This is a genomic window from Haloactinospora alba, from assembly GCF_006717075.1.
Classification (GTDB): Bacteria; Actinomycetota; Actinomycetes; order Streptosporangiales; family Streptosporangiaceae; genus Haloactinospora; species Haloactinospora alba.
Genome location: NZ_VFQC01000001.1, coordinates 1,941,236 through 1,961,401 on the forward strand (window position 1 = coordinate 1,941,236; position 20,166 = coordinate 1,961,401).

Consider the following 20,166-nt stretch of genomic DNA (forward strand, 5'->3'; position numbering starts at 1 on the left):
CCGCAGCGGTCTCCGTCCCGTCGCCCCCGTCCCTATCCGAAGCGAGGGCTCAGGCCCGACGGTGGGTTCCCTGACCGCAGAGGGCGGAACAGGGTGTCACATAATGTACCAATGAAGTTCACACACTTACGTCCGGACAACCGGACATCCGCGGCACGCCTGTTGCGACTTCCGAACCATAGCCTCTCGTGGCGCATCCCGTGGGGGCTTCTCGCCCTCGCGCTCACGATCGGAGTCGGTTCGGGACTCGGAGCGGTGGCGTTCCGCTGGCTCATCGACACGTTCACCCTGCTGTTCTCCGGACACGAGGATTACGCAGCCGCCGGACACGCGGCCCACCCCTACGTTCCCCAGCTGGGCATGTGGTTCCTGCTCCTCGTCCCGCCACTGGGCGGACTGCTCTACGGCCCCCTGATCGAGAAGTTCGCCAACGAAGCCCGCGGCCACGGCGTTCCCGAGGTCATGGCATCGGTAACCCACGACGGGGGGCGGATCGCTCCCCGGGTCGTCCTGGTGAAATCGCTGGCTTCCGCGCTGTGTATCGGTTCCGGGGGTTCGGTGGGCAAGGAGGGGCCGATCGTGCAGATCGGCTCCGCGCTCGGCTCGGTGTTCGGCCGCCTCGCCCGCATGGACGGATCCCGTCTGCGCCTTCTCGTCGCGTGCGGAGCCGCCGGTGGTATCGCAGCCACGTTCAACGCGCCACTGGCCGGTGTCTTCTTCGCCATGGAGCTGATCCTGGGAGAGTTCACCGTCCGGACGTTCGGGCTGCTCGTCCTGTCGAGCGCTACCGCCAGTGTCCTCAGCCGTGTGCTGGTCGGCGGTGAGCTGTTCCTGACACTCCCCCCGTTCGATGTGGACCATCCGGCCGAGTACCTTCTCTTCGCTGGCGTCGGTGTCGCCGCCGGTGCTGTGGGGGCGGGGTTCGCACGCCTGCTGTATCTGGTCGAGGACACGGTCGCGCGGATCTGGCGCGGCCCCGAGTGGTTGCGTCCCGCCGCTGGCGGACTGCTGCTCGGCGCGCTGCTGCTGGCGCTGCCGCAGCTGTACGGGGTCGGTTACCCGGCGCTGCGGAACGCCATCGAGGGACAGTACGTGCTCTGGTTCCTTCTGGCCCTGCTCGTCGGGAAGATGCTGGCTACCAGCCTGACGCTCGGCATCGGCGGATCGGGCGGCGTCTTCGCTCCCAGCCTCTTCCTCGGAGCCGTGTTCGGTACGGCGTGCGGCATGCTCATGCATTCGGTGGCTCCCGCGCTCGCCGGGCCCGCGGGAGCTTACGGGGTCGTCGGGATGGGTGCGGTGTTCGCCGGTGCCACCCGCGCTCCCATCACGGCGACGATCGTTATCGTGGAGCTGACCGGGGAGTACGCGCTCCTGTTGCCGCTCATGCTGGCAGTGGTGCTGGCTACCGGGGTGAGCCGCCTGCTGTCCGCCGAAACGATCTACACCATGAAACTGCGCCGGCGGGAGGCGGAACCGGACCTCTCCCCGCTTCCCGCGGCCAGAGGGTGACCGTCGGCCCGCCCGGTCAGTGGAACGGATCGGGCGGGACCCCGGTTCTCCCGCTCACACGCGTTCGGCGCCGGAACGCAGTCCCGATCCGGGAACCGGTTCCGCGGGGTCCGCCCCCACGCCGACGATCCGGTTGTCGGCATCGACGTGGACGACCCGCTGCCCGTGGCGGGCGCGTTCGGCCTCCTCGAGCACGACGAACGACATGATGATGACCAGGTCCCCCGGTGCCACCAGGTGGGCAGCGGCTCCGTTGATCCCGATCACGCCGCTGCCGCGCTCACCCGTGATGGCGTAGGTCACCAACCGGTTCCCGTTGTCGATGTCGACGACGTGCACCTGCTCCCCGTCGACGATGTCGGCTTCTTCCATGAGGTCGGCGTCAATGGTGATGGAGCCGACGTAGTGCAGGTCAGCCTGCGTGACTGTTGCACGGTGGATCTTTCCGTTGATCAGAGTACGCTGCACGGTTCTGTCCTTCGTTTCGCCGCCCGGCAAGGTACCGGCCCCACAGCGTCCTGTGGCCCTCCAACATGATGCCGACCGCGTGGCGTCCGCGTGCGATCGGGTGGGGCCAGTCCATCGAACGCATCACGGCCGCCCACTGTTCCCTGCCCGCCCCACCGGCCGGATCCTCCCGCCCGGAGCACGTACGGTGCCGAACGGGAAGCCTGTCGTGCATAGCCGTCCAGGGTTTGTGCATAACACAACATTGCCGGTGCGCTCTTCAACCGGTGCGCACGGGTTACCTACATTCGTGGCTCATCAGGATCCGACGCGGTCGGAGCCCGCGCTCCGGCCCCGACCGCACGCTCCCCCATTCCCCAAGGAGATCCGATGCGAGCCACCCGCGCTGTGGGAATACTCGGATTAGTCGCCCTCCTGGCCTCGTGCGCGCCTGCACAGACGGACAACGACGCCTCCGGGGCCGACAAGATGACCGGCACCCTGCGGGTCTGGTTGTTCTCCGAGGTCGACCAGGAGCCCAAGGAGGACGTCGTCAACCAGGCGGTAGACGAGTTCGAGGCGCAACACGACGACGTGACCGTCGATGTCCAGTACATCCCGGTCGACACACGGGCGGAGCGGTTCCACGCCGCGTTCAACGACCCCTCCAGCGCTCCCGACGTAGCCGAGTACGGCAACACCGACCTGGCGGGCTACGTGGAGTCCGGTGGCTTCGCCGACATCAGCGGGGAACTCGCCGACTGGGACCAGTACGACGGCATCGCCGAGGACGTTGCCGACACCGCACGCGTCGGTGACGGCACCTACGGCGTTCCCTGGTTCCTGGGGACGCGCGCGTTGTACTACCGGACCGACGTCCTCGAGGAACTGGACCGCGAGCCTCCCGAGACCCTGGAGGAGGTCGTCGACACCGGTCGTGCGATACGGGAGGAGAACCCGGACATGCTCGGTATGTCCGCCGGCGGCGACTACACCTACGGCTTCCTGCCGTTCATCTGGGCGCACGGCGGGGACATCGCGGTCGAGAACGGCGACGGTTACACCTCGGCGATCGACTCCGCCGAGGCCAGGGACGGGATCAGGCAGTACTCCGAGGTTCTCTCACCGGATGTCTGCCCCCCGCAGACGTGCGCCCAGATGGACGGCAACGCCAGCGTCCAGAACTTCATCGCCGGCGAAGCCGGTATGACGATCGGGGGGAACTTCAACCTCAACGCGGTCGACGACAGCGACATATCCGATGACTACTCTGTCGTCCCGCTCCCCGGGACAGAGCCGGGCTCCATCGCGCCGCCGTTCGCCGGCGGGAACAACCTGGGGGTGCTCTCCGGAACCGAACGCCGCACCCTGTCCGTGGAGTTCACCAAGCTCCTGGCCGGCAAGAAGTACCAACGCGAGATGTACGAGGCGATGGGGAACCTTCCCACACTCACCGGCGTCCAGGAGGAGATCGCCGAATCGGACGGGCGGATGGAGCCGTTCATCGCCTCACTCGACTCCGGCTCCCGGTTCGTTCCCGCCACCAGTGCCTGGGCCACGATCGACTCCGGCGCGGTACTCCCCTCGATGATGCAGCGGATCGCCTCCGGCGACGCCTCCGTGGACGAGTCCGCGAGCGAGGCCGCGAACGAGCTCGACGACGCTTTCGCCGAGGGCTAGATGAGCTCCCGCACCCAGCGCCCGCGGCGGGCGACGACACCGCGCCGCCGCGGGCTCGAACCATGGTTGTACCTCGCCCCGGCGTTGCTCGTTCTCGCCGCGATGCTCGCCTACCCGCTGTACCAGCTCGTCCTCGTCTCGTTCTACGACTACCGGCAGCCGCAGGTCAGCGGGGTGGAACCCCTCCGGTTCGTCGGACTGGACAACTACACGGAGCTGTTCGGGGACAGTGAGTTCTGGGGTGTTCTGGCGAACACGATCGGGTTCGCCGCTGCCTGTGTGCTGGCGACGCTGTTCGTCGGGGGCGCCTTGGCGGTGTTGGCCACACGGCTGTCGCGGTGGGTACGCACGGCGCTGTTCCTGTCGGCGCTCGCCGCGTGGGCAACGCCGGCCGTGACCGGAAGCGCCGTGTGGCTGTTCCTGTTCGACCCCTCGCTGGGTCCGGTCAACCAGGCGCTTTCCGGACTGGGGCTGGAGGGTTTCGAGGGCCACTCGTGGACGTACGGCAAATGGTCGGCGTTCGGTCTCGTCGGCGCTCAGGTCGTGTGGTGCTCCTTCCCGTTCGTCATGGTCACCTTGTATGCCGGAATTCGCGCCATTCCCGAGGAAGTGATCGAAGCGGCCCGGCTGGACGGGGCGTCCACCCCGCGGTTGGCTGTGGGGATTCTGCTACCGATGCTGCGTCCGGCCATGACGGTGGTAACGATCCAGTCGATCATCTGGGACGTGAAGATATTCACCCAGATCTACATCATGACCAGCGGCGGCGGTATCGGGGGACAGAACCTGGTTCTCAACGTGTACGCCTACCAGAAGGCGTTCGCCTCCAGTCAGTACGCGTTGGGGTCGGCGATCGGTGTGATCACCACTCTCCTGCTGCTCGGCATCACCGTCGTCTACCTGCGTTCGCTGCGCCGTAACGGGGAGGGACTGTGAGGACACGACACCTGCGCAGGGCACGCGTCGACCTGGCCGGCGCGCTGATCACGGTCGCGGTCGCGTTTCCCCTCTACTGGATGGTGCTGTCCGCGCTCAGGCCCCGTTCCGCGCTGGAGGCGGGGGAGGCCAGCCCCATCACTCTGCAGCCGAGCCTGGAGTCCTTCCGGCGCGTACTGTACGTGGACGGGTTGGGGCAGTATCTGGCCAACAGCCTCGTCGTCGCGGCCGCCGTCGTCGTGGGGTCGACAGCCTGCGCCTTCTTCGCCGCGGTCGCGTTGGCCCGTTACCGGTTCCGTACCCGCACGACACTGCTGATCATGGTGCTCGTGGCACAGATGGTTCCGGTGGAGGCTCTGACCATCCCGCTGTTCTTCCTCATGCGCAACATCGGCGACGCCGTCCCCGTGTTGGGCCTCAACCACCTGGGATCGCTGATCCTGGTCCACACCGCGTTCGCGATCCCGCTCGCGATCTGGATGCTTCGCGGGTTCGTGGCAGCGGTACCACGCGAGCTGGAGGAGTCGGCCTACCTGGACGGGGCCAGCAGTTTCACGTTCGTCACCCGGATCCTCTTCCCGATGGTCGCACCGGGCATGGTGGCGACGAGCACCTTCGCGTTCATCCTCGCGTGGAACGACTTCCTCTTCGCCAAAACGTTCATCATCTCCGCACAGGAGAACCAGACGCTCCCCCTGGCGCTGCTCTCGTTCTTCAAACCCGACGAGAACGACTGGGGCGGCATCATGGCGGGGTCCGTCCTGATGACGGTGCCGGTGCTGATCTTCTTCATGCTGGTACAACGGCGGTTGGTCTCCGGACTCGGTGGGGCGGTGAAAGGGTGACCACCTCCCAGCCCAGCGGTGCGCGGCGCAACGCCTCGGTGTCGTTGCGCCGCGCCCTGACGATCCTGGAACACGTGCGTTTCCTCCCCGTCGAGAGCGGCGGCGCCACTCTCACCCAGCTCGCCGTTGCCCTGGAGGTGAACAAGAGCACGGTGCTGCGACTCGCCACACCGTTGTTGGAGTTCGGGCTGTTGATGCGCGACCGCGACACGGGCAGGTTCCGTCTGGGTGCGGCCGCCCTCGCGCTCGGACAGGCGTATCTGGACCAGCTCGATCTGCGTTCCGTGGCTGCGACGCACCTGCGGGAGCTGATGCGCCGCACGGGGCACACGTGTCACCTCGTCGTTCTGGAGGGCAGCGACGTCGTCTACGCGGACAAGGTGGAGAACACCGCCACGGTGCGGATGGGCTCACGGATCGGGGCGCGGATGCCGGCCTACCGCACCGCGGTCGGTAAGGCGATCCTGGCGTACAGTCCCCCCGACCTCGTCACCGATGTCCTGAACGCCGGCCTCGACCCGGCCACCCGCACGACCATCACCGACCCCGAGGTGTTCCGTGGCGAGCTCTCCCGGGTACGGGAACGGGGGTACGCGATAGACGACCGGGAGAACGAGCCGGAGGTGCGGTGCGTAGCGGCACCGGTGTTCGACCACAACAGCGACCCGGTCGCGGCGATCAGTGTGTCCTCGCTGGCGAGCCGGCTCCCCGCCGCACGGGTGCGCGAGCTCGGCCCGCACGTCGCCAGCGTCGCTGCCCGGGTGTCGGCTGTGCTGCGCGCGCCGAACAGCGAGGGCGCTCCCTGAGGAACCTACTCGTAGGGATCGGGGGGATCCGTGACACGCGTCATCTCCGCGACCGCGAAGCGGTGGTCACGCACGCTCTGGAGATCCCCGTCCGGTTCCTCCCATGTCCCGCGAACCGTCCACCACGTGTCCTCCTCCGGTGCGGGCTGGCCAGTGACCAGCACCCGGTTCACGACGGCGTCGGCCGCGCAGCACGCCATCTCCAACCGCGCCAGGTACCACTCCTCGTTCTCCGGACCCGCCACGGCGAAGCCGGTGAGTTCTATGGTCCGTCCCGCCATCTCCCGGTCCGTGTCGGTCCAGGCCCGGGACACGAACTCGCTCAGCTCCATTTCCACGGGGCCGTCGGTGTCCCCGCTTCCGAGGTCGTCGAAGTCGTCCGCCTCGTTGGACACGGGGGACGCGGGCTCGCTGCTCTCCGCCGTGTACGCCCCCAGCGCGGGTGGTGCGACAACGACCACCGACACCACGGGCAGGAGCAGGAGCCACGCCACGCGCGGCGCGTGCCCGTGGTCACCGCACCCCGCCTCTCCGCCGGCAGTGTGCGGGTCGTCGGCCGTTCCGCCCGGCCGCAGAGCGGTACGTACGTCGGCGGTGATGACCCACGCCGCCAACGCGAGCAGCACCACCCCGGCAGCGACCAGGAAAGGCTTCAGCAGCCCCTGCACGTAGTTGAGGTAGAGGTCGGAGAACACGGTGGCGCTGAGTACGCTCGTTCCCAACAGGGCCAGCACCAGCCCCTGCGCGATCCGGTTCACAGCAGCACCTCCCCCAGGACGAAACTGAACAGCAGCGCCGCGCCCAGCGTCAACGGAACGAACCGGCGCACGAAGGACCATCCGAAGGTCCCGCCCTGCAACGCGATCAGTTTGAGGTCGACCATCGGCCCCACCACGAGGAAAGCCAACTGGGCTGTTCCGGAGAATCCGGTGAGACTGGCGGCGACGAAGGCGTCCGCCTCGGAGCAGATCGACAGCAGGATCGCGAGCAGCGCCAGAACCAGCACCGACACCACGGGCCTCTCGGCCACGGCGGTAACCCATTCCCGTGGGAGGGCGACGTTCAGTGTCGCAGCCGCGGCCCCGCCCACGACGAGGAATCCGCCGGCGTGCAGCAGGTCGTGCAGTATCGACTCCCGGAAGACGCGCGCCGGGGGTGCCGCGGGATCATGGGAGTTCCGGGAGGGGCGCAGCCACGCGGCGTTGCCGAACCTCGCCCACAACCAGCCCACCACGACCGCGGCCCCCAGGGAGGCGACGAAGCGTGCCGCCACCATCTCGGGCTGTCCGGGGAACGCGACCGCCGTCGCCACCAGGACGACGGGGTTGATCGCTGGCGCGGCGAGCAGGAACGTCAGCGCGGCGGCCTGGGCCACACCGCGCTTCATGAGTCCTCCGGCGATGGGAACCGACGCGCACTCGCACCCTGGCAGTACCGCACCGGCAGCACCCGCCACCGGGACGGCCGCCGCGGAGTTGGCGGGGATGGCGCGGCGGTAGAACGAGGTGGGGACGAACGCGGTGAGCACCGCCGACAGCACGACACCGAAGACGAGGAACGGCAGCGCCTGCAGGCTGATGGCGGTGAAGATGGTCGCCCAGGCGAGGAACGCTTCGCCGCCCGTTTCCTCGGACCACCATTCCTGGGCCACGAGCAGCCCGACGACGAGCAGGGCGAAGAGCCACACGGTGGCCGTGCGGCGGGGACCGCGTGGCTTTCCCCAGTCGGCCGGCGGTAACTCCTCGTCCGGACGGTCCCAGCCCGTTGCCAGGGAGTCACCGAGAGAGGGGGGAGCCTCGTGAGCCCGCTGGTTCGGCACAGTATTTCCTCGCGGTCGGAGACGGATTCCGCGGTATAGTACCGGGAATCGTTATCGTTATCGACCGCGGAAGCGGATCCTGTGCACGGCACCGACCGCGGAAACACCACGGCTCGCTACTCTTCGCACACGCCAGTGGACAGCGTACCCGGCGACGGGCCGTTATCCACCGCACTCCGGGCCCGGGGCGCGCCCGCACCCGCGTGTGAGAACACGCCGGAAGCGCCCCTGCGCGCCGGACAGGCACACTGCCAGCGGCGTCGGAGCCCCCTACACCGACCCACGCGCCGACGACGGCACGGGGCCGCCCCCTCGTTGGGACGGGACCGCTTCGCGGGGTCCTAACGACCGGGGCCACACAGCGCACTGTGTCCCCGGTGACGGTGGTGACACGCCCTTCCGCCCGTCCGGGGCGCCCGCCTCCGGCGACCGCGCGGGCATCGTCTCCGGCGGCGCCGCCGTTGTGTCCCCGGCGTGGGACCGCCGGATCCCGAGCGCCCCGGACGGAGGGATCCCATCGGTACGGGAAGCGCTGAGCGGGTGGGGACCCGTGCGCGGTCCGCCCTCCGCCTCTCCTGTGTCGCGGACGCGGTGGGGACTCACAGGCCTCCCGTGGAGGCCCAGGGGCTCGGCGACGACGTCGCGGGCGGGGCACCCGAACCAGGGGTGCCCCGCCCGCGACGTTAACCAATGCTGTGCCCTAGGGGGCCGGGGAGGACGCGGTCAGTACCGCCTCACCCACGTGCGGGGCCGGACCCGCGTTTCCCGCCGCGGTGCTGCTTGTTCCCGCCCCTGCCGGTTGCGGAGTTGTCCCGCGAGGAGCGGCGTTCCGTGTCGAACCGCCGGTCGCGACGCTGTGCCTGGTCTCCGCGGCGCTCGCCGCTCTCCCCGCGCCGTTCGCCGCGCTCCCCGTTCGGTCGCCGGTCGTTGCGGGGCCGGTTCTGGTTGTTGCGCCGGGGCCGCTGACGTCCGCGTCCACGACGGGCGGGCTCGGGTTCGGGCGGCTCCACCCACGGCTCCCAGGAGGGCTCCTGGGCTCCGGTGACGGTGCTCAGCAGCTCGTCACCCGGATTGACCAGGTGCTGCTTGGCCTCCACTCCCGCGTCCCCGAGCAGCCTCCGTGCCAGACGGCGCTGGTTGGGAGAGACCAAGGAGACCACGCACCCGGACTCCCCGGCACGTGCGGTACGGCCCCCGCGGTGCAGGTACTCCTTGTGCCCGGTCGGCAGGTCCACGTTGACCACCATGTCGATCCCGTCGACGTGGATACCGCGCGCTGCCACGTCGGTGGCGACCAGGGTCTGGATGCGGCCCTCGCGGAACTTCGTCAGCGTCTTGGTGCGTACGCTCTGGGTCTTTCCACCGTGCAGGGAGGCTGAGGGCACCCCGGCGTTGACGAGTTGCTCGCTGATGCTGTCGGCACGGTACTTGCTGCGGACGAACAACAGGGTGCGGCCGTCCCGCGCGGCGATCTGGGTGACGATGTGGTTCTTGTCCCGCGGCAGCACCTTCAGCAGGTGGTGCTCCATCGTGCTGACCTGGGACGTGGGGGAGTCCACCGAGTGGGTCTCGGGCTCGTGCATGTAGGTACGCACCAGCTTGTCCACGTCACCGTCCAGGGTGGCGGAGAACAGCAACGTCTGCGCACCCGAGGGGACCTGTTCCAACAGTTCGGTGACCTGGGGCATGAAGCCCATGTCGCACATCTGGTCGGCCTCGTCCAGGACGCACATGCCAACGTCGTCCAGTTCACAGGCGCCCTGGGAGATCAGGTCACTCAACCGTCCCGGGGTGGCGACGAGGACATCGACGCCCCGCCGCAGCTCGTTGATCTGGCGGCTGTAGGAGCTCCCGCCGACGACGTCCCCGACACGCGCGCCGACAGCGCGGGCGTACGGCAGGAGAGCGTCGCGCAACTGGTGCGCGAGCTCACGGGTGGGAACCAGCACCAACCCGCGCGGACGGCGCGCGGCGGCACGGCGCTCGCTGGCCCGTATCAGCAGCGGAAGACCGAAGGCCAGGGTCTTTCCCGATCCGGTACGGCCGCAGCCGAGGACGTCGCGACCGGCGAGTGCCGCGGGGATGGTCGCTGTCTGGATCGGGAACGGGCTGGTGACGCCGTTGCGGGTGAGTATGTCGGTGATCGATTCCGGCAGCCCAAGGTCGGAGAAGACCGGGTCTGCGGCATTGTTCGCTTCCGTCACGTGACGTAAAACCTTCCTCGTAGAGCGGCAGCGTTTCGAGGAAGGCCCCGCGGCTGCACGGCCGCAATCACACAAAACGCGCCGGGAAACGCGGCACGGAGGGCTCCTGGAGCTTCCTCCGGCGCTGGGCGGTCCGGCGCGCCGGGTGCGCGCAGTACGGGTGAGACCGCCTCCAGTAGGGTACTAGAGAGCCCGTGCCGGCAGACACAGCGGGAACCGTTCTTCCGGGGTGATTCGTACCTCCTCGGTGGGCCGGCCCCGGTCAACCGGCTCCCCGGAAGCCGTCCGTCCCGGACACGACTTGCGACCCGACCGCCCTCGGCCGGCCCGGGTACTACGCGGACTGCTGCCGGGCGAGGTCGGTGAGGCGACCGATCTGCGCCCGCCGCTCAGCCGCCGCCTGCTCCGCCAGGCTGTTGTCCGGTGCCTGCAGTAGGAGCTCCTTCGTGGCCCGCGCCGCCTCGGCGGGGGTAGTGAGCACGGCGGCCGCGAGGTCGGATACGGCGCCCTCCAGCTCGTCGCCGCCGACGACGAGCTCGGCGAGCCCGAGCTCCCGGGCCTCGGTAGCGGGAATCCGGCGGGCGGTCAGGCACAGTTCCAGGGCACGGTTCGGTCCGACCAGGTCCACGAGGGGTTTGGTTCCCGTGAGGTCGGGGACGAGCCCCAGCGCTGGTTCCTTCATGCACAGCTGCGCGTTGTCGGCGAGTATGCGCAGGTCACAGGAGAGAGCGAGCTGGAACCCCGCCCCTATGGCATGGCCGTGGACTGCGGCTATGGAGACGAGGTCCGGCCTGCGCAGCCAACGGAAACCCTCCTGGTAGCCAGCTATCGTCGCGTCCAGCTCCGCGGGGTCGGGGACCTTCCCACTGGCGAGAGGGGAACTCTCGCCCTCGGGCCCGCCGGGTTCGAACATGGTGAGATCGATACCGGAGGAGAAGGAGGCCCCATCCCCGGCTAGCACCACGATTCGGACGGACTCGGGGAGGTTCTGGCCGATACTGGCCAACGCGCTCCACGTGCGCCCTGTCATGGCGTTGCGACGCTCCGGGCGGGCCAGGGTGACTCTCGCGATCTCCCCGTCGATCTCCAGTCGCAGACCGGCCTCGTCCAGCTCCTGGTCCGTGATCACCTGGTCAGCCATGCGCACCTCCGCGATTCGGGCTATCCGCCGCAACCGGCGGGTCTGTTCGGCCGGGAACGGGGGCCAACCCTACTCGGCACGGGAGGAGGAGCGACCGCACGGGTCACGAACGGCCGGTGACCCCGCCCCGTCCACGCAGCGTTGCACCGGCCTCGGTGAGCAGGCGGCGCACGAAACCGTAGGAGCGGCCGGTGGCCGCGGCCAGCGAGCGTATGCTCTCCCCCTGCTCGTAGCGCTCCCGGAGTTCGGTCGCGAGCTCCGAGCGTTCAGTGCCTGTCACCCGCGCGCCTCTCTGCAGCGACTCGGACACGGCGTCCTCCCACTCTCCGTCGGTGATCATGGCCACAGTCGCTGCCAATGATCAGCCATGCCCGCGGCTGTGGCTACCGGTGGGACACGACGGGCGCGGCACTACAACCGCGCCTCGGGGTTTCGGACACGACACTTCGGGGGCCGAAACCGGGTCCCCGGCCGGCCACCGTTCAGGCGAGCGACACGAGTTCGGCGTACTCGGGGCTCCACATGTCCTCCCCGCCGTCGGGCAGCATGATGACCCGCTCCGGCTGCAGTGCCTCGACCGCTCCCTCGTCGTGGGTGACGAGCACGATCGCGCCCTTGTAGTTGCGCAGCGCGTTGAGGATCTCCTCGCGGCTGGCCGGATCAAGGTTGTTGGTGGGTTCGTCCAGCAACAGCACATTGGCGCTGGAGACCACGAGTCTGGCCAGGGCCAGTCGTGTCTTCTCCCCGCCCGAGAGCACCCCCGCGGGTTTCTCGACGTCATCACCGCTGAATAGGAACGATCCGAGAGTGCGTCTGGCCTCGACGTCAGGCAGGTCGGGAGCGGTGTCCATCATGTTCTCCAGGACGGAGCGCTCCGTGTCCAGGGTCTCGTGCTCCTGTGCGTAGTAGCCGAGCTGTAGCCCGTGGCCGGGTATCACCTCTCCGGTGTCGGGTTGTTCCACTCCCGCCATGAGGCGCAGCAGTGTCGTCTTGCCGGCGCCGTTCAGACCGAGGATGACCACCCTGCTGCCGCGGTCGATGGCCAGGTCCACCCCGGAGAAGATCTCCAGGGAGCCGTAGGACTTGGACAGGCCCTTGGCGGTCAGCGGTGTTCGCCCGCACGGAGCGGGGTCGGGGAACCGCAGTTTGGCGACCTTGTCCGCGCTGCGCTGGCCCTCCACGGAGTTGAGAAGCCGTTCGGCGCGGTTGTCCATCTGGTGCGCGGCTCTCGCCTTGGTGGCTTTGGCCCGGAACCGGTCGGCCTGTTTCCGTAGCGCCGACGCCTGCTTCTCCGCGTTGTCCTGCTCCCGTTTGCGCCTGCGCTCGTCGGCCTCCCGCTGGGCCTGGTAGGCCTTCCAGCCCATGTTGTACATGTCCAGTACGCACCTGTTGGCGTCCAGGTAGAAGACCTTGTTCACGACGTGTTCGACCAGGTCGACATCGTGGCTGATGACGATCAGCCCACCCTGGTGGGACTTCAGGAAGTCGCGCAGCCAGATGATGGAGTCACCGTCGAGGTGGTTGGTCGGTTCGTCGAGCAGCAGGGTGTCGGCTCCGCTGAACAGGATGCGCGCCAGCTCGATGCGGCGGCGCTGTCCACCGGACAGGGTCCCCAACGGTTGGGAGAGGATGCGCTCCTCCAGCCCCAGGCTGGAGGCGATGGACGCCGCCTCGGCCTCGGCCGCGTAACCACCCATCAGGTGCAACCGTTCCTCGGCGTGGGCGTAGGCACGGGACCCCTGGTCGCGCACTTTGGGATCGTCGCTTCCCATCCGCTCCTCGGCGGCCCGCATCTGCCGCACAGCCTCGTCGATACCGCGCGCGGAGAGGATCCGTTCCCGAGCGATCTCCGAGAGGTCGCTCGCCCGGGGATCCTGCGGGAGGTACCCGATACTTCCGTTGTTGGTGACCTGGCCGGAGCTCGGCGTCCCCTCCCCTGCCAGCACTTTGGTCAGGGTCGTCTTACCGGCGCCGTTACGGCCTACCAGTCCGATCCGGTCACCGTTGTTGACACGGAAGGAGGCGGACTCCAGCAGCAGGCGGGAGCCCACACGCAGTTCAAGATCAGAAGCGATCAGCATGAAGGCAAACTTTCTCACGGGAGAGTGCGCACGGAGATATCCGGCAGGAGCTCGGCGGATGGAACAGGCGCTGAACGCCCTCAACGAGGCTCAGTCCGGCATCGCGCACACTCGCTCCAGGATAGGGGCACCAGCCGGAGGTGCGTCCGGCCCCGTTCTCTCGTCGACACGGTGTTGGGGACCCGTTCGGTGGGTGCCTGTCCCGCTGAGTGCCGCCCCAGCACCGCCCGGCCGCGTTCCCGTCGGTCGACGGAGCCCGCTCCGCCTCCCTGCGCGGCCGCGCAGGGGCGGCACTGGAGTACGCCGCTCGCGACGAACAGCCTCCACCGAACGGGAACCTAGGCGGCTCCCGGATCCCGGCCGGAGCCGGCCCCTGGACCCGCGGCGGGGACGGCGGCACCCTCACCAGCGGAAACGGTGGCGAACGGGCGGTTGCGCAACAGGGCGGCGACCACGGCCGCGATCGGTGTGGCCAAAAACATCCCGAGTACACCGGCGATGATGCTTCCCACCGCGATCACCAGCAGGACCACCGGGGACGGCAGTTCCAGCGCCCGCCCGTAAACGCGTGGCGCGAAGACGTGGCTCTCCAGCTGCTGCACCACCAGGACCACCGCCACCACGAGCACCGCGACGATCCATCCCTCGGTGACGAACGCGACCAGGGCCGCCAGTAATCCCGTGAGGAACGCGCCCACCACCGGCAGGAAGGCACCGACGAATGTCAGTACGATCAGCGGAATCGCCAGTGCGGGGTCGATCAGGAAGATCAGGAAGACGCCGATGCCGACCGCGTCGATCAGGCCCACGAGCGCCACGCCGCGCACGTAGCGTCCCATGACGTCGTAGGCGAGGTCGCCGGCGGCCTTCAGCGCCGGCCGGGAGGGAGAGGGGAACAGGGTCCGGACCCACTCCATGAGCCTGTCGCCGGAGTGGACGAAGTACACGGCCAGCACCAGCACGAGGACCAGTCCGACCAGAACCTCCAGCACCGCCGTGCCGGCGGTCCACACACCGCTGACGATGTCCGAGCCCCTCTCCTGCAGTACGCTGCGGAGTTCCTCCTCGGCGCTGGTGATGGTCTGGTCGAGCAGGTCCGGGTCCAGTCCGACAGCGGCGAGGAGCCCCCGTATGGAGTCCAGCCCTTCGCCGACGCTGCGGACCAGTCCCCCGAATCCGGAGATGGCGGGCTGTACGACCAGCGTGACGACCGCGCCCAACGCGAGCAGGGCCCCGACGAACGTGAGGGCTGTCGAGAGGCCACGGCCGAGCCCTCTGCGGCGCAGCCAGTTGGTCGGCGGGGACAGGAGCGCGGTTATGAACACCGCGAGGATGAGGGGAACGACCACCACGCGCAGGTAGGAGATCCCCCACAGCAACAGCCCGATGACCACACCGAGGATCAGCAGCCGAAGCGCGATGTCGCTCGCCCGACGCAACGCGTCGACGGTGCCGACCTCGTCGTGGTGCGCCGGCTCGGGTTCGACAGAACGCTCCGGTGGGGGTGGATCAGCGCTCTTCTCGCGCGATGCCCGCCACCGGTTCACCAACGGCCATTCGCTCGGCCGCTTCACCCGCACATTCGCCCCTTGGGATCGGATACGTCAGAACTGCCAGTGTGCGTGCTCCCGTGTAATCCCATGATGCACCGTCGTCGACGGATTCACGTTCCTGCCGCGCTGGCTTCCGCAGCACGGACGGTCAGAATTGCCATGGCTCACGAGCGTCCTCACTGCTCACGATCTCGTTTCCGAACGGTGCCAGCGCCACCGGAATCATCTTCAGTGTGGCCCACGCCATGGGGATACCGATAACGGTCACGGCGAGGCCGGCCGCGGCGACGATGTGACCGACAACCAGCCACCATCCCGCGACGAGCACCCAGACGACATTCAGCAGCGTACTGCCGCTTCCGGAGCCACTCTTGCTCGCCATCTCCCTCCCGAACGGCCAGAGCGCGTAATTCGCCATTCTCATGGCGGCGACACCGAACGGAATGGTCACCACCAGAACGAAACAGATCATGCCGGCGATCGCGTAGCCGACAGCGAGCCACAATCCAGCCACGAGCAGCCAGATAATGTTACAAACGAGCCTTATCAGGGCCACAGTCGCCCTTCCTGTTCAGTGTTCTCGGCCGTGGGCGCGGGTTCTCGGTCCCTACTCCGGTTCGGACGGCGCTGGAGCGCGTTTCGTTCCCTCCCACCCGGGATCCGTGGATCTGCTCTGTTGCCGGCGGCGTCCTCCGGAGGGCTGGTACGGCCGCGGGGCCGCTCGGCGGTTTTCCTCCCAGTGGGAATCCTCCCGGTTCGTCCCCCATCGCCGACGGAAAACCGCCATCCGGCCTCGCGCCGTGGGCGGGGTGGCGGCGTTCCCTCCTCCCGCGACCGCGACACACCGCGGTTGGCAGGGGCGTTCTCGCGCTTCGGGGACAGCGGTGGCATGGTTGGCAGCACCCCGCGCTGTCACGTGCGCCGCTGGGTACCCGGCTCGGACCGGCTGGCCGCGTCGGGACGGCGAGAACGCGGTCAGGCGTGCTGGGGCGCCGCGTGCCGGGAGAAGCGTCCACCGCAACAGGGCCTGACGGTCGTTGCCTCAGGGTCGTGCGGTCCTCGGCGGTCTCATCCCGCGCACGGGAGGAGACCGGTACAGGCCCCGGGTTCCTCGGCTCCCGCAGCGCCGTCGGAGTGGGCGCGCTCCCCGGACCGGGCGAAGCTCTGGCCCAGGCCGTGCTGACAGGAACGAAGGCAAGCAACGCGGCATCCCGTCGCCGGATCGGCTACCGGGACAGGAGGGTGCCCGTACCGAGGATGGAACGGAGAACGGCATGCGGATCACGAAACACGGACACTCCTGCGTACGTGCGGAGAAGGGGGACGCGACCCTCGTCATCGATCCCGGTGGGTTCAGCGAACCAGAGGTCGCGGTGGGCGCGGACGCGATCGCCATCACCCACGAGCATCCGGATCATTTCGACATGGACCAGTTGAACGCTGCCGTACGGGCGAATCCGGAACTGGAGATCTACACGCACGCGGGTATAGCGGCCCGGCTGGAAGAGCTGGGGGCGCGGGTCCACGAGGTGGAACACGGGGACGCGTTGCGGATAGCCGGTTTCGACGTGCACGTGTACGGGGAGCGCCACGCGGTTATCCACCCCGACATTCCGGTAATCACCAACGTCGGGTTCCGTATCGCCACGGAGGGGGGAGCCGTCTTCCACCCGGGGGACGCGCTGACCGTACCGGAGGACCCCGTGAGCACACTGCTGCTCCCGATCCACGCCCCCTGGTCAAAGATCTCCGAGGTCATCGACTACGCGCGGGAGGTGCGCCCCAACGGGGCGCTGGCGATACACGACGGTCTGCTCAACGAGAACGGCGCCGGAGTGTACGCGGCGAACCTGAAACCCCAGCTACCGCACGTCGACTACGAGCGCTTGCTTCCCGGCCAGGAGCGCGATGTCTGACCGGACGGGCGGTTCTACCCGCCCAACGACTCGGACATTCCGGTCTAGACCGGAATGTGATCCGCGCATCAGGGCCACCCCCTAGGCAGAAGCCCAAAATCGCCATACGATGTTTGGTGTCCGGCGAACACGTCGGAACTTGCGAATCAGCACGAAATCCGGACAGACGACCAAAGGTCAGTCGCTCCGTGTCAGGTTTCGGTAACGGTTGAGCGAGTAATTTCCCCACCCCCCGTGCACGAACGGGCTCAGGGGTGGCATGATTACATACCGGCTTGCGGGGAGCAGCTCTCTCCCCCCGGCCGTCTACGTGAGCGCCCCTCGCCATCGGCGGGTCCGGGCCGCCATGGTCTCTGCCACACCGGGAACACCGAAGCGTTACACGGCGTTCGCGTTGTGTCGGGGCGACTCGCGTCGCTTGCCCGTTTTTGTGCGGAACTTTTAGCTATCCAACAGCTTACTAGCGATTCAGTAGAGGTGGTTCAAGCATGTCTCAGGTACGTCGGCAGTCCGCGATGCGCCCCCGCCCGAGCTGGGGGTGGCAGGACCGTGCCGCGTGCCGGGGAGAAGACCTTGTGCTCTTCTTCGGTCCGGATGGCGAGCGCCAGCCGGAACGCGAGATCCGGGAGCGCAAGGCCAAGGAGATCTGCGCCCAGTGCCCGGTCAAGACCGAGTGTCTCGACTACGCCATCTCCCGTCCAGAGAAGTACGGCACGTGGGGCGGTCTCAACGAGGACGAGCGCGCGTCCGAGCGTCGGCGTCGCATGCGCCGCGCCAACGCGGCCTGAGTCAATCGCCCGTACCGGGCAGAAACGCGACGATCTTCATGCTCGTGACACCAGTTCCGGTAGCGGCCCCGGCCACGCGCACCCGTGGCGCCCCGACCCTCCACGGTCGAGGGCGCCCGGGTTCTCCCACCCCAGGCAACCAACCCCGCGTCACATCCGCGACGTGAACCATTCGGCAGCTGAGTCGGCAACCGCTCGCCACTCACGCGTCGTAGCCAGCAACTGCTCCGCCCCTGCCACCGTGCGCAGCTCGCAGGGAGCACCCAACCGGCTCACCACCCACTCCGCCAGCTCACGCACGAACGAGTCCTCTCCCTCGACAAGCACCAGTACCGGCGCGCGCACCCGGGCCAGACTGCCTTCCGCGGCATCGATCCGCCCCCCGTGCACCACCACTGCGGCGATCTCGTCCGGATGGGCTGCTGCGGCGACGAGCGCTGCCGGAGCTCCCGGACCGGAGCCGAACACCCCGATCCGCTGGGGGGACACCTCCGCTGTCTCCCGCAGCCACGCAGCGGCCCGCCCGAGCTTTCTGCCACGTTCGGCGGGCTCCTCCCCACCGGTCTCACTCTCCGCTCCCTCGCGCGGATGCGACGGGTCCACGATGAGGGTGGCATAGCCGGAGTCCCGCATCGCCGCGGTGAACGCCTGACGGCGGGGCCCGTCCTCCCCACGTCCCAGCGCCACCACGACCCCGCCCCGAACGTCGGGGGGCATGGTGAGTTCACCTTCCAGCTCCGCCGTCCCCACCGGGACGTGTACGGTGCGCGCGTCACTGCCGGTGGCCGGGGCCAACCCGCGCAGCTCCGTCAGCGTACGTGTCACGTCATCGTCGGAGAGCTGACCGAAATCGCGGTACCACTCCCCCACCGCGCGGAAGTTCTCCGGCGCGGTCAGCACGACGACATGGTCGGCCTCCGGGCGCAGTGACTCCACCGCGGACTGCGCCCCTACCGGAATCGCCGCCACGACGCGCGCCGGTTGCTGCCGACGGACCATGCGCAGTGCCGCCCGCGCCGTTCCTCCGGTGGCTATCCCGTCGTCCACGACCAGAACGTCGCGTCCGGCGATCCTGGGAGCCGGACTGTGTCCCCGGTACGCCTCGAGGCGGCGTCCGAGTTCGGCGCGTTCGGCCTCGACCGTCGCCCTCAGCTGGTCCCGGGAAACATGGAGTCGGGCGAGGGCGTTGTCGTCGAAACACACCTGCCCGTCCTCGGTCACGGCGCCGACCCCCATCTCGGAGTGTCCGGGCAGGCCGAGCTTCCGCACCATGAGCACGTCCAAGGGGGCGCCGAGGGCACGGGCGAGCTCGGCACCCACCGGGACTCCGCCCCGGGGCAGAGCGAGCACGATGGGGTCGGTAACCGCATAGTCCCGCACCCGCTCAGCGAGCCGGCTCCCGGCTTCGGAACGGTCGGTGAATGGTAATGACACAGGTAGCGGACTCATCGCACACATCCGGCACCGCTTCCCCAACAGCCAGGAACCGCGGCACCGCTCCTCCATCGGCTGATCGGGCTCAGAGTGGTAGCGGGATACCCACTGGAGCGACCGAATCAACCTCACGAGGAGAGTGTCGTCCGACCTTTTCCACAGGACAGGGGGAAGTCCCTGTCCTTTTTCCGCTAGTGCCTCCGCGCCGACAGCGCGTGCACCCGTTCAGCTCCCGTCCTCCGCCGGGAAGACACGGGTACGGAACTCGCTCTCCAAAGCCGACATGATCAGGGCGTCATGCCGCCGTCCCTCCCACAGCAGAGCGTCACGTAACCGTCCTTCGACGCTGAAACCGCACGCGCGGTACACGGCGATGGCCCGCATGTTGAACGCGTAGACGTGCAGCCATACACGGTGCAACCCGAGTTTGCCGAACGCGTACTGGAGCGTGAGCCATGTTGCCTCCTTCCCTAACCCCTGTCCGGCGAACTCGATGGCGGAGAGCGCGATTCGGTAAGCGGCGCTCTCGTTCTCCGCGTCCACGTCGTTCAGGGCGAGCTCACCCACGAAACGTCCCGTCTGCTGTTCGATGATCGCCAGATCCAGGCGGTCGGACTGGTTCGGCCGGCTCCGACACCACTCCAGGACGTGTTCGTAGTCGAACGTGGTGTGTGTACCGGTGAGTCTGCGTATCTCGATGTCCTGGGTCGCGGCGTACAGGGCGTCAGCGTGCTCCAGTGAGAGCGGAACCAGACGCACGCGGTCGCCGGTCAGGGTCGGTTTGGAACGCAGGGCGCTCAACTCGATCATCGGTTACGGCTCCGGATCGGCAGGGCCGGACGAGCGGGATCCGGCGGCGGGCGGGGTCGGCAATGTGACCGGGAGCCCTATGTAAAAGGCATCGTGGGAAACGGCGCAACCCCTCACCGGTACCGGCGGGCAGCTGTTCCGGAGCCCGCCCGGATCATCGGGAAGGGAGCGGCTTCGGCTGTGACCGGTCCTGGTCC

The 20,166-nt window shown here is 68.4% G+C and carries 18 protein-coding genes; 7 read left to right on the top strand and 11 right to left on the bottom strand.

Features of this window, described 5'->3' with window-relative positions:
* The first annotated feature begins 111 nt into the window (after positions 1 to 111).
* Positions 112 to 1,509, top strand: coding sequence for a chloride channel protein (locus FHX37_RS08740; RefSeq protein WP_141923449.1), 1,398 nt, complete (start codon positions 112 to 114; stop codon positions 1,507 to 1,509).
* Between the two features lie 54 nt (positions 1,510 to 1,563).
* Here FHX37_RS08740 and panD read toward each other — a convergent pair whose 3' ends face one another.
* On the bottom strand, positions 1,564 to 1,977 hold the full coding sequence (gene panD, locus FHX37_RS08745; RefSeq protein ID WP_141923450.1) for an aspartate 1-decarboxylase: 414 nt from the start codon (positions 1,975 to 1,977) through the stop codon (positions 1,564 to 1,566).
* A 369-nt stretch (positions 1,978 to 2,346) separates the two neighbouring features.
* Here panD and FHX37_RS08750 point away from each other — a divergent pair, with 369 nt between their 5' ends.
* From FHX37_RS08750 to FHX37_RS08765, 4 genes are read left to right on the top strand one after another with little or no spacing between them, the layout of a single operon-like run.
* Entirely contained in the window at positions 2,347 to 3,636 is a 1,290-nt protein-coding gene (locus tag FHX37_RS08750) for an extracellular solute-binding protein (RefSeq protein WP_141923451.1), read from the top strand.
* Positions 3,637 to 4,572, top strand: a complete 936-nt coding sequence (locus tag FHX37_RS08755) for a carbohydrate ABC transporter permease (RefSeq protein WP_141923452.1) — start codon at positions 3,637 to 3,639, stop codon at positions 4,570 to 4,572.
* Positions 4,569 to 5,417, top strand: coding sequence for a carbohydrate ABC transporter permease (locus FHX37_RS08760; protein ID WP_141923453.1), 849 nt, complete (start codon positions 4,569 to 4,571; stop codon positions 5,415 to 5,417). The genes FHX37_RS08755 and FHX37_RS08760 overlap by 4 nt, the downstream gene beginning before the upstream one ends.
* Positions 5,414 to 6,223: an IclR family transcriptional regulator gene (locus FHX37_RS08765; RefSeq protein ID WP_141923454.1), complete on the top strand. Its 810-nt coding sequence runs from the start codon at positions 5,414 to 5,416 to the stop codon at positions 6,221 to 6,223. Before FHX37_RS08760 ends, FHX37_RS08765 begins: the two co-directional genes overlap by 4 nt.
* 5 nt (positions 6,224 to 6,228) lie before the next feature.
* Here the strand turns inward: FHX37_RS08765 and FHX37_RS08770 are convergent, their stop codons facing one another.
* The 8 genes from FHX37_RS08770 to FHX37_RS08805 all read right to left on the bottom strand — a co-directional run bounded on the left by FHX37_RS08770 (position 6,229) and on the right by FHX37_RS08805 (position 15,577).
* Positions 6,229 to 6,981, bottom strand: coding sequence for a TIGR03943 family putative permease subunit (locus FHX37_RS08770; protein WP_141923455.1), 753 nt, complete (start codon positions 6,979 to 6,981; stop codon positions 6,229 to 6,231).
* Positions 6,978 to 8,042, bottom strand: coding sequence for a permease (locus FHX37_RS08775; protein ID WP_141923456.1), 1,065 nt, complete (start codon positions 8,040 to 8,042; stop codon positions 6,978 to 6,980). Before FHX37_RS08775 ends, FHX37_RS08770 begins: the two co-directional genes overlap by 4 nt.
* Before the next feature lie 734 nt (positions 8,043 to 8,776).
* Positions 8,777 to 10,246 carry a DEAD/DEAH box helicase gene (locus tag FHX37_RS08780; protein WP_141923457.1) on the bottom strand — a complete coding sequence of 490 codons (1,470 nt, stop codon included), beginning with the start codon at positions 10,244 to 10,246 and terminating at the stop codon, positions 8,777 to 8,779.
* Positions 10,247 to 10,580: 334 nt separating this feature from the next.
* Complete coding sequence (locus FHX37_RS08785) at positions 10,581 to 11,387, bottom strand: enoyl-CoA hydratase/isomerase family protein (RefSeq protein ID WP_141923458.1); 807 nt, start codon at positions 11,385 to 11,387, stop codon at positions 10,581 to 10,583.
* 103 nt (positions 11,388 to 11,490) lie between these two features.
* Complete coding sequence (locus tag FHX37_RS08790) at positions 11,491 to 11,727, bottom strand: helix-turn-helix domain-containing protein (RefSeq protein WP_141923459.1); 237 nt, start codon at positions 11,725 to 11,727, stop codon at positions 11,491 to 11,493.
* Between the two features lie 142 nt (positions 11,728 to 11,869).
* On the bottom strand, positions 11,870 to 13,468 hold the full coding sequence (locus FHX37_RS08795; protein WP_141923460.1) for an ABC-F family ATP-binding cassette domain-containing protein: 1,599 nt from the start codon (positions 13,466 to 13,468) through the stop codon (positions 11,870 to 11,872).
* A 338-nt stretch (positions 13,469 to 13,806) separates the two neighbouring features.
* Entirely contained in the window at positions 13,807 to 15,042 is a 1,236-nt protein-coding gene (locus tag FHX37_RS08800) for an AI-2E family transporter (protein ID WP_394344486.1), read from the bottom strand.
* Positions 15,043 to 15,169: 127 nt separating this feature from the next.
* Positions 15,170 to 15,577 carry a YccF domain-containing protein gene (locus FHX37_RS08805; RefSeq protein WP_141923461.1) on the bottom strand — a complete coding sequence of 136 codons (408 nt, stop codon included), beginning with the start codon at positions 15,575 to 15,577 and terminating at the stop codon, positions 15,170 to 15,172.
* Between the two features lie 718 nt (positions 15,578 to 16,295).
* Here FHX37_RS08805 and FHX37_RS08810 point away from each other — a divergent pair.
* Positions 16,296 to 16,937: an MBL fold metallo-hydrolase gene (locus FHX37_RS08810; protein ID WP_141923462.1), complete on the top strand. Its 642-nt coding sequence runs from the start codon at positions 16,296 to 16,298 to the stop codon at positions 16,935 to 16,937.
* Between the two features lie 515 nt (positions 16,938 to 17,452).
* Entirely contained in the window at positions 17,453 to 17,725 is a 273-nt protein-coding gene (locus tag FHX37_RS08815) for a WhiB family transcriptional regulator (protein ID WP_141925138.1), read from the top strand.
* A 150-nt stretch (positions 17,726 to 17,875) separates the two neighbouring features.
* On the opposite strand, the gene FHX37_RS08820 is transcribed toward FHX37_RS08815, so the two are convergent.
* Together FHX37_RS08820 and FHX37_RS08825 are read right to left on the bottom strand one after the other, a co-directional pair.
* A complete protein-coding gene (locus FHX37_RS08820) occupies positions 17,876 to 19,174 on the bottom strand; it encodes a phosphoribosyltransferase family protein (RefSeq protein ID WP_141923463.1) in 1,299 nt (432 codons plus the stop codon).
* 210 nt (positions 19,175 to 19,384) lie between these two features.
* Positions 19,385 to 19,969, bottom strand: coding sequence for a GNAT family N-acetyltransferase (locus FHX37_RS08825; protein ID WP_141923464.1), 585 nt, complete (start codon positions 19,967 to 19,969; stop codon positions 19,385 to 19,387).
* Positions 19,970 to 20,166: the final 197 nt, after the last annotated feature.

What these genes read in the sequence shown, in the direction of transcription:
- FHX37_RS08740 (WP_141923449.1), top strand. Translation starts at nt 112, where the DNA reads ATGAAGTTCACACACTTACGTCCGGACAACCGGACATCCGCGGCACGC.
- FHX37_RS08750 (WP_141923451.1), top strand. Translation starts at nt 2,347, where the DNA reads ATGCGAGCCACCCGCGCTGTGGGAATACTCGGATTAGTCGCCCTCCTG.
- FHX37_RS08755 (WP_141923452.1), top strand. Translation starts at nt 3,637, where the DNA reads ATGAGCTCCCGCACCCAGCGCCCGCGGCGGGCGACGACACCGCGCCGC.
- FHX37_RS08785 (WP_141923458.1), bottom strand. Translation starts at nt 11,387, where the DNA reads ATGGCTGACCAGGTGATCACGGACCAGGAGCTGGACGAGGCCGGTCTG.
- FHX37_RS08790 (WP_141923459.1), bottom strand. Translation starts at nt 11,727, where the DNA reads ATGATCACCGACGGAGAGTGGGAGGACGCCGTGTCCGAGTCGCTGCAG.
- FHX37_RS08795 (WP_141923460.1), bottom strand. Translation starts at nt 13,468, where the DNA reads ATGCTGATCGCTTCTGATCTTGAACTGCGTGTGGGCTCCCGCCTGCTG.
- FHX37_RS08810 (WP_141923462.1), top strand. Translation starts at nt 16,296, where the DNA reads ATGCGGATCACGAAACACGGACACTCCTGCGTACGTGCGGAGAAGGGG.
- FHX37_RS08815 (WP_141925138.1), top strand. Translation starts at nt 17,453, where the DNA reads ATGCGCCCCCGCCCGAGCTGGGGGTGGCAGGACCGTGCCGCGTGCCGG.
- FHX37_RS08820 (WP_141923463.1), bottom strand. Translation starts at nt 19,174, where the DNA reads ATGAGTCCGCTACCTGTGTCATTACCATTCACCGACCGTTCCGAAGCC.
- FHX37_RS08825 (WP_141923464.1), bottom strand. Translation starts at nt 19,969, where the DNA reads ATGATCGAGTTGAGCGCCCTGCGTTCCAAACCGACCCTGACCGGCGAC.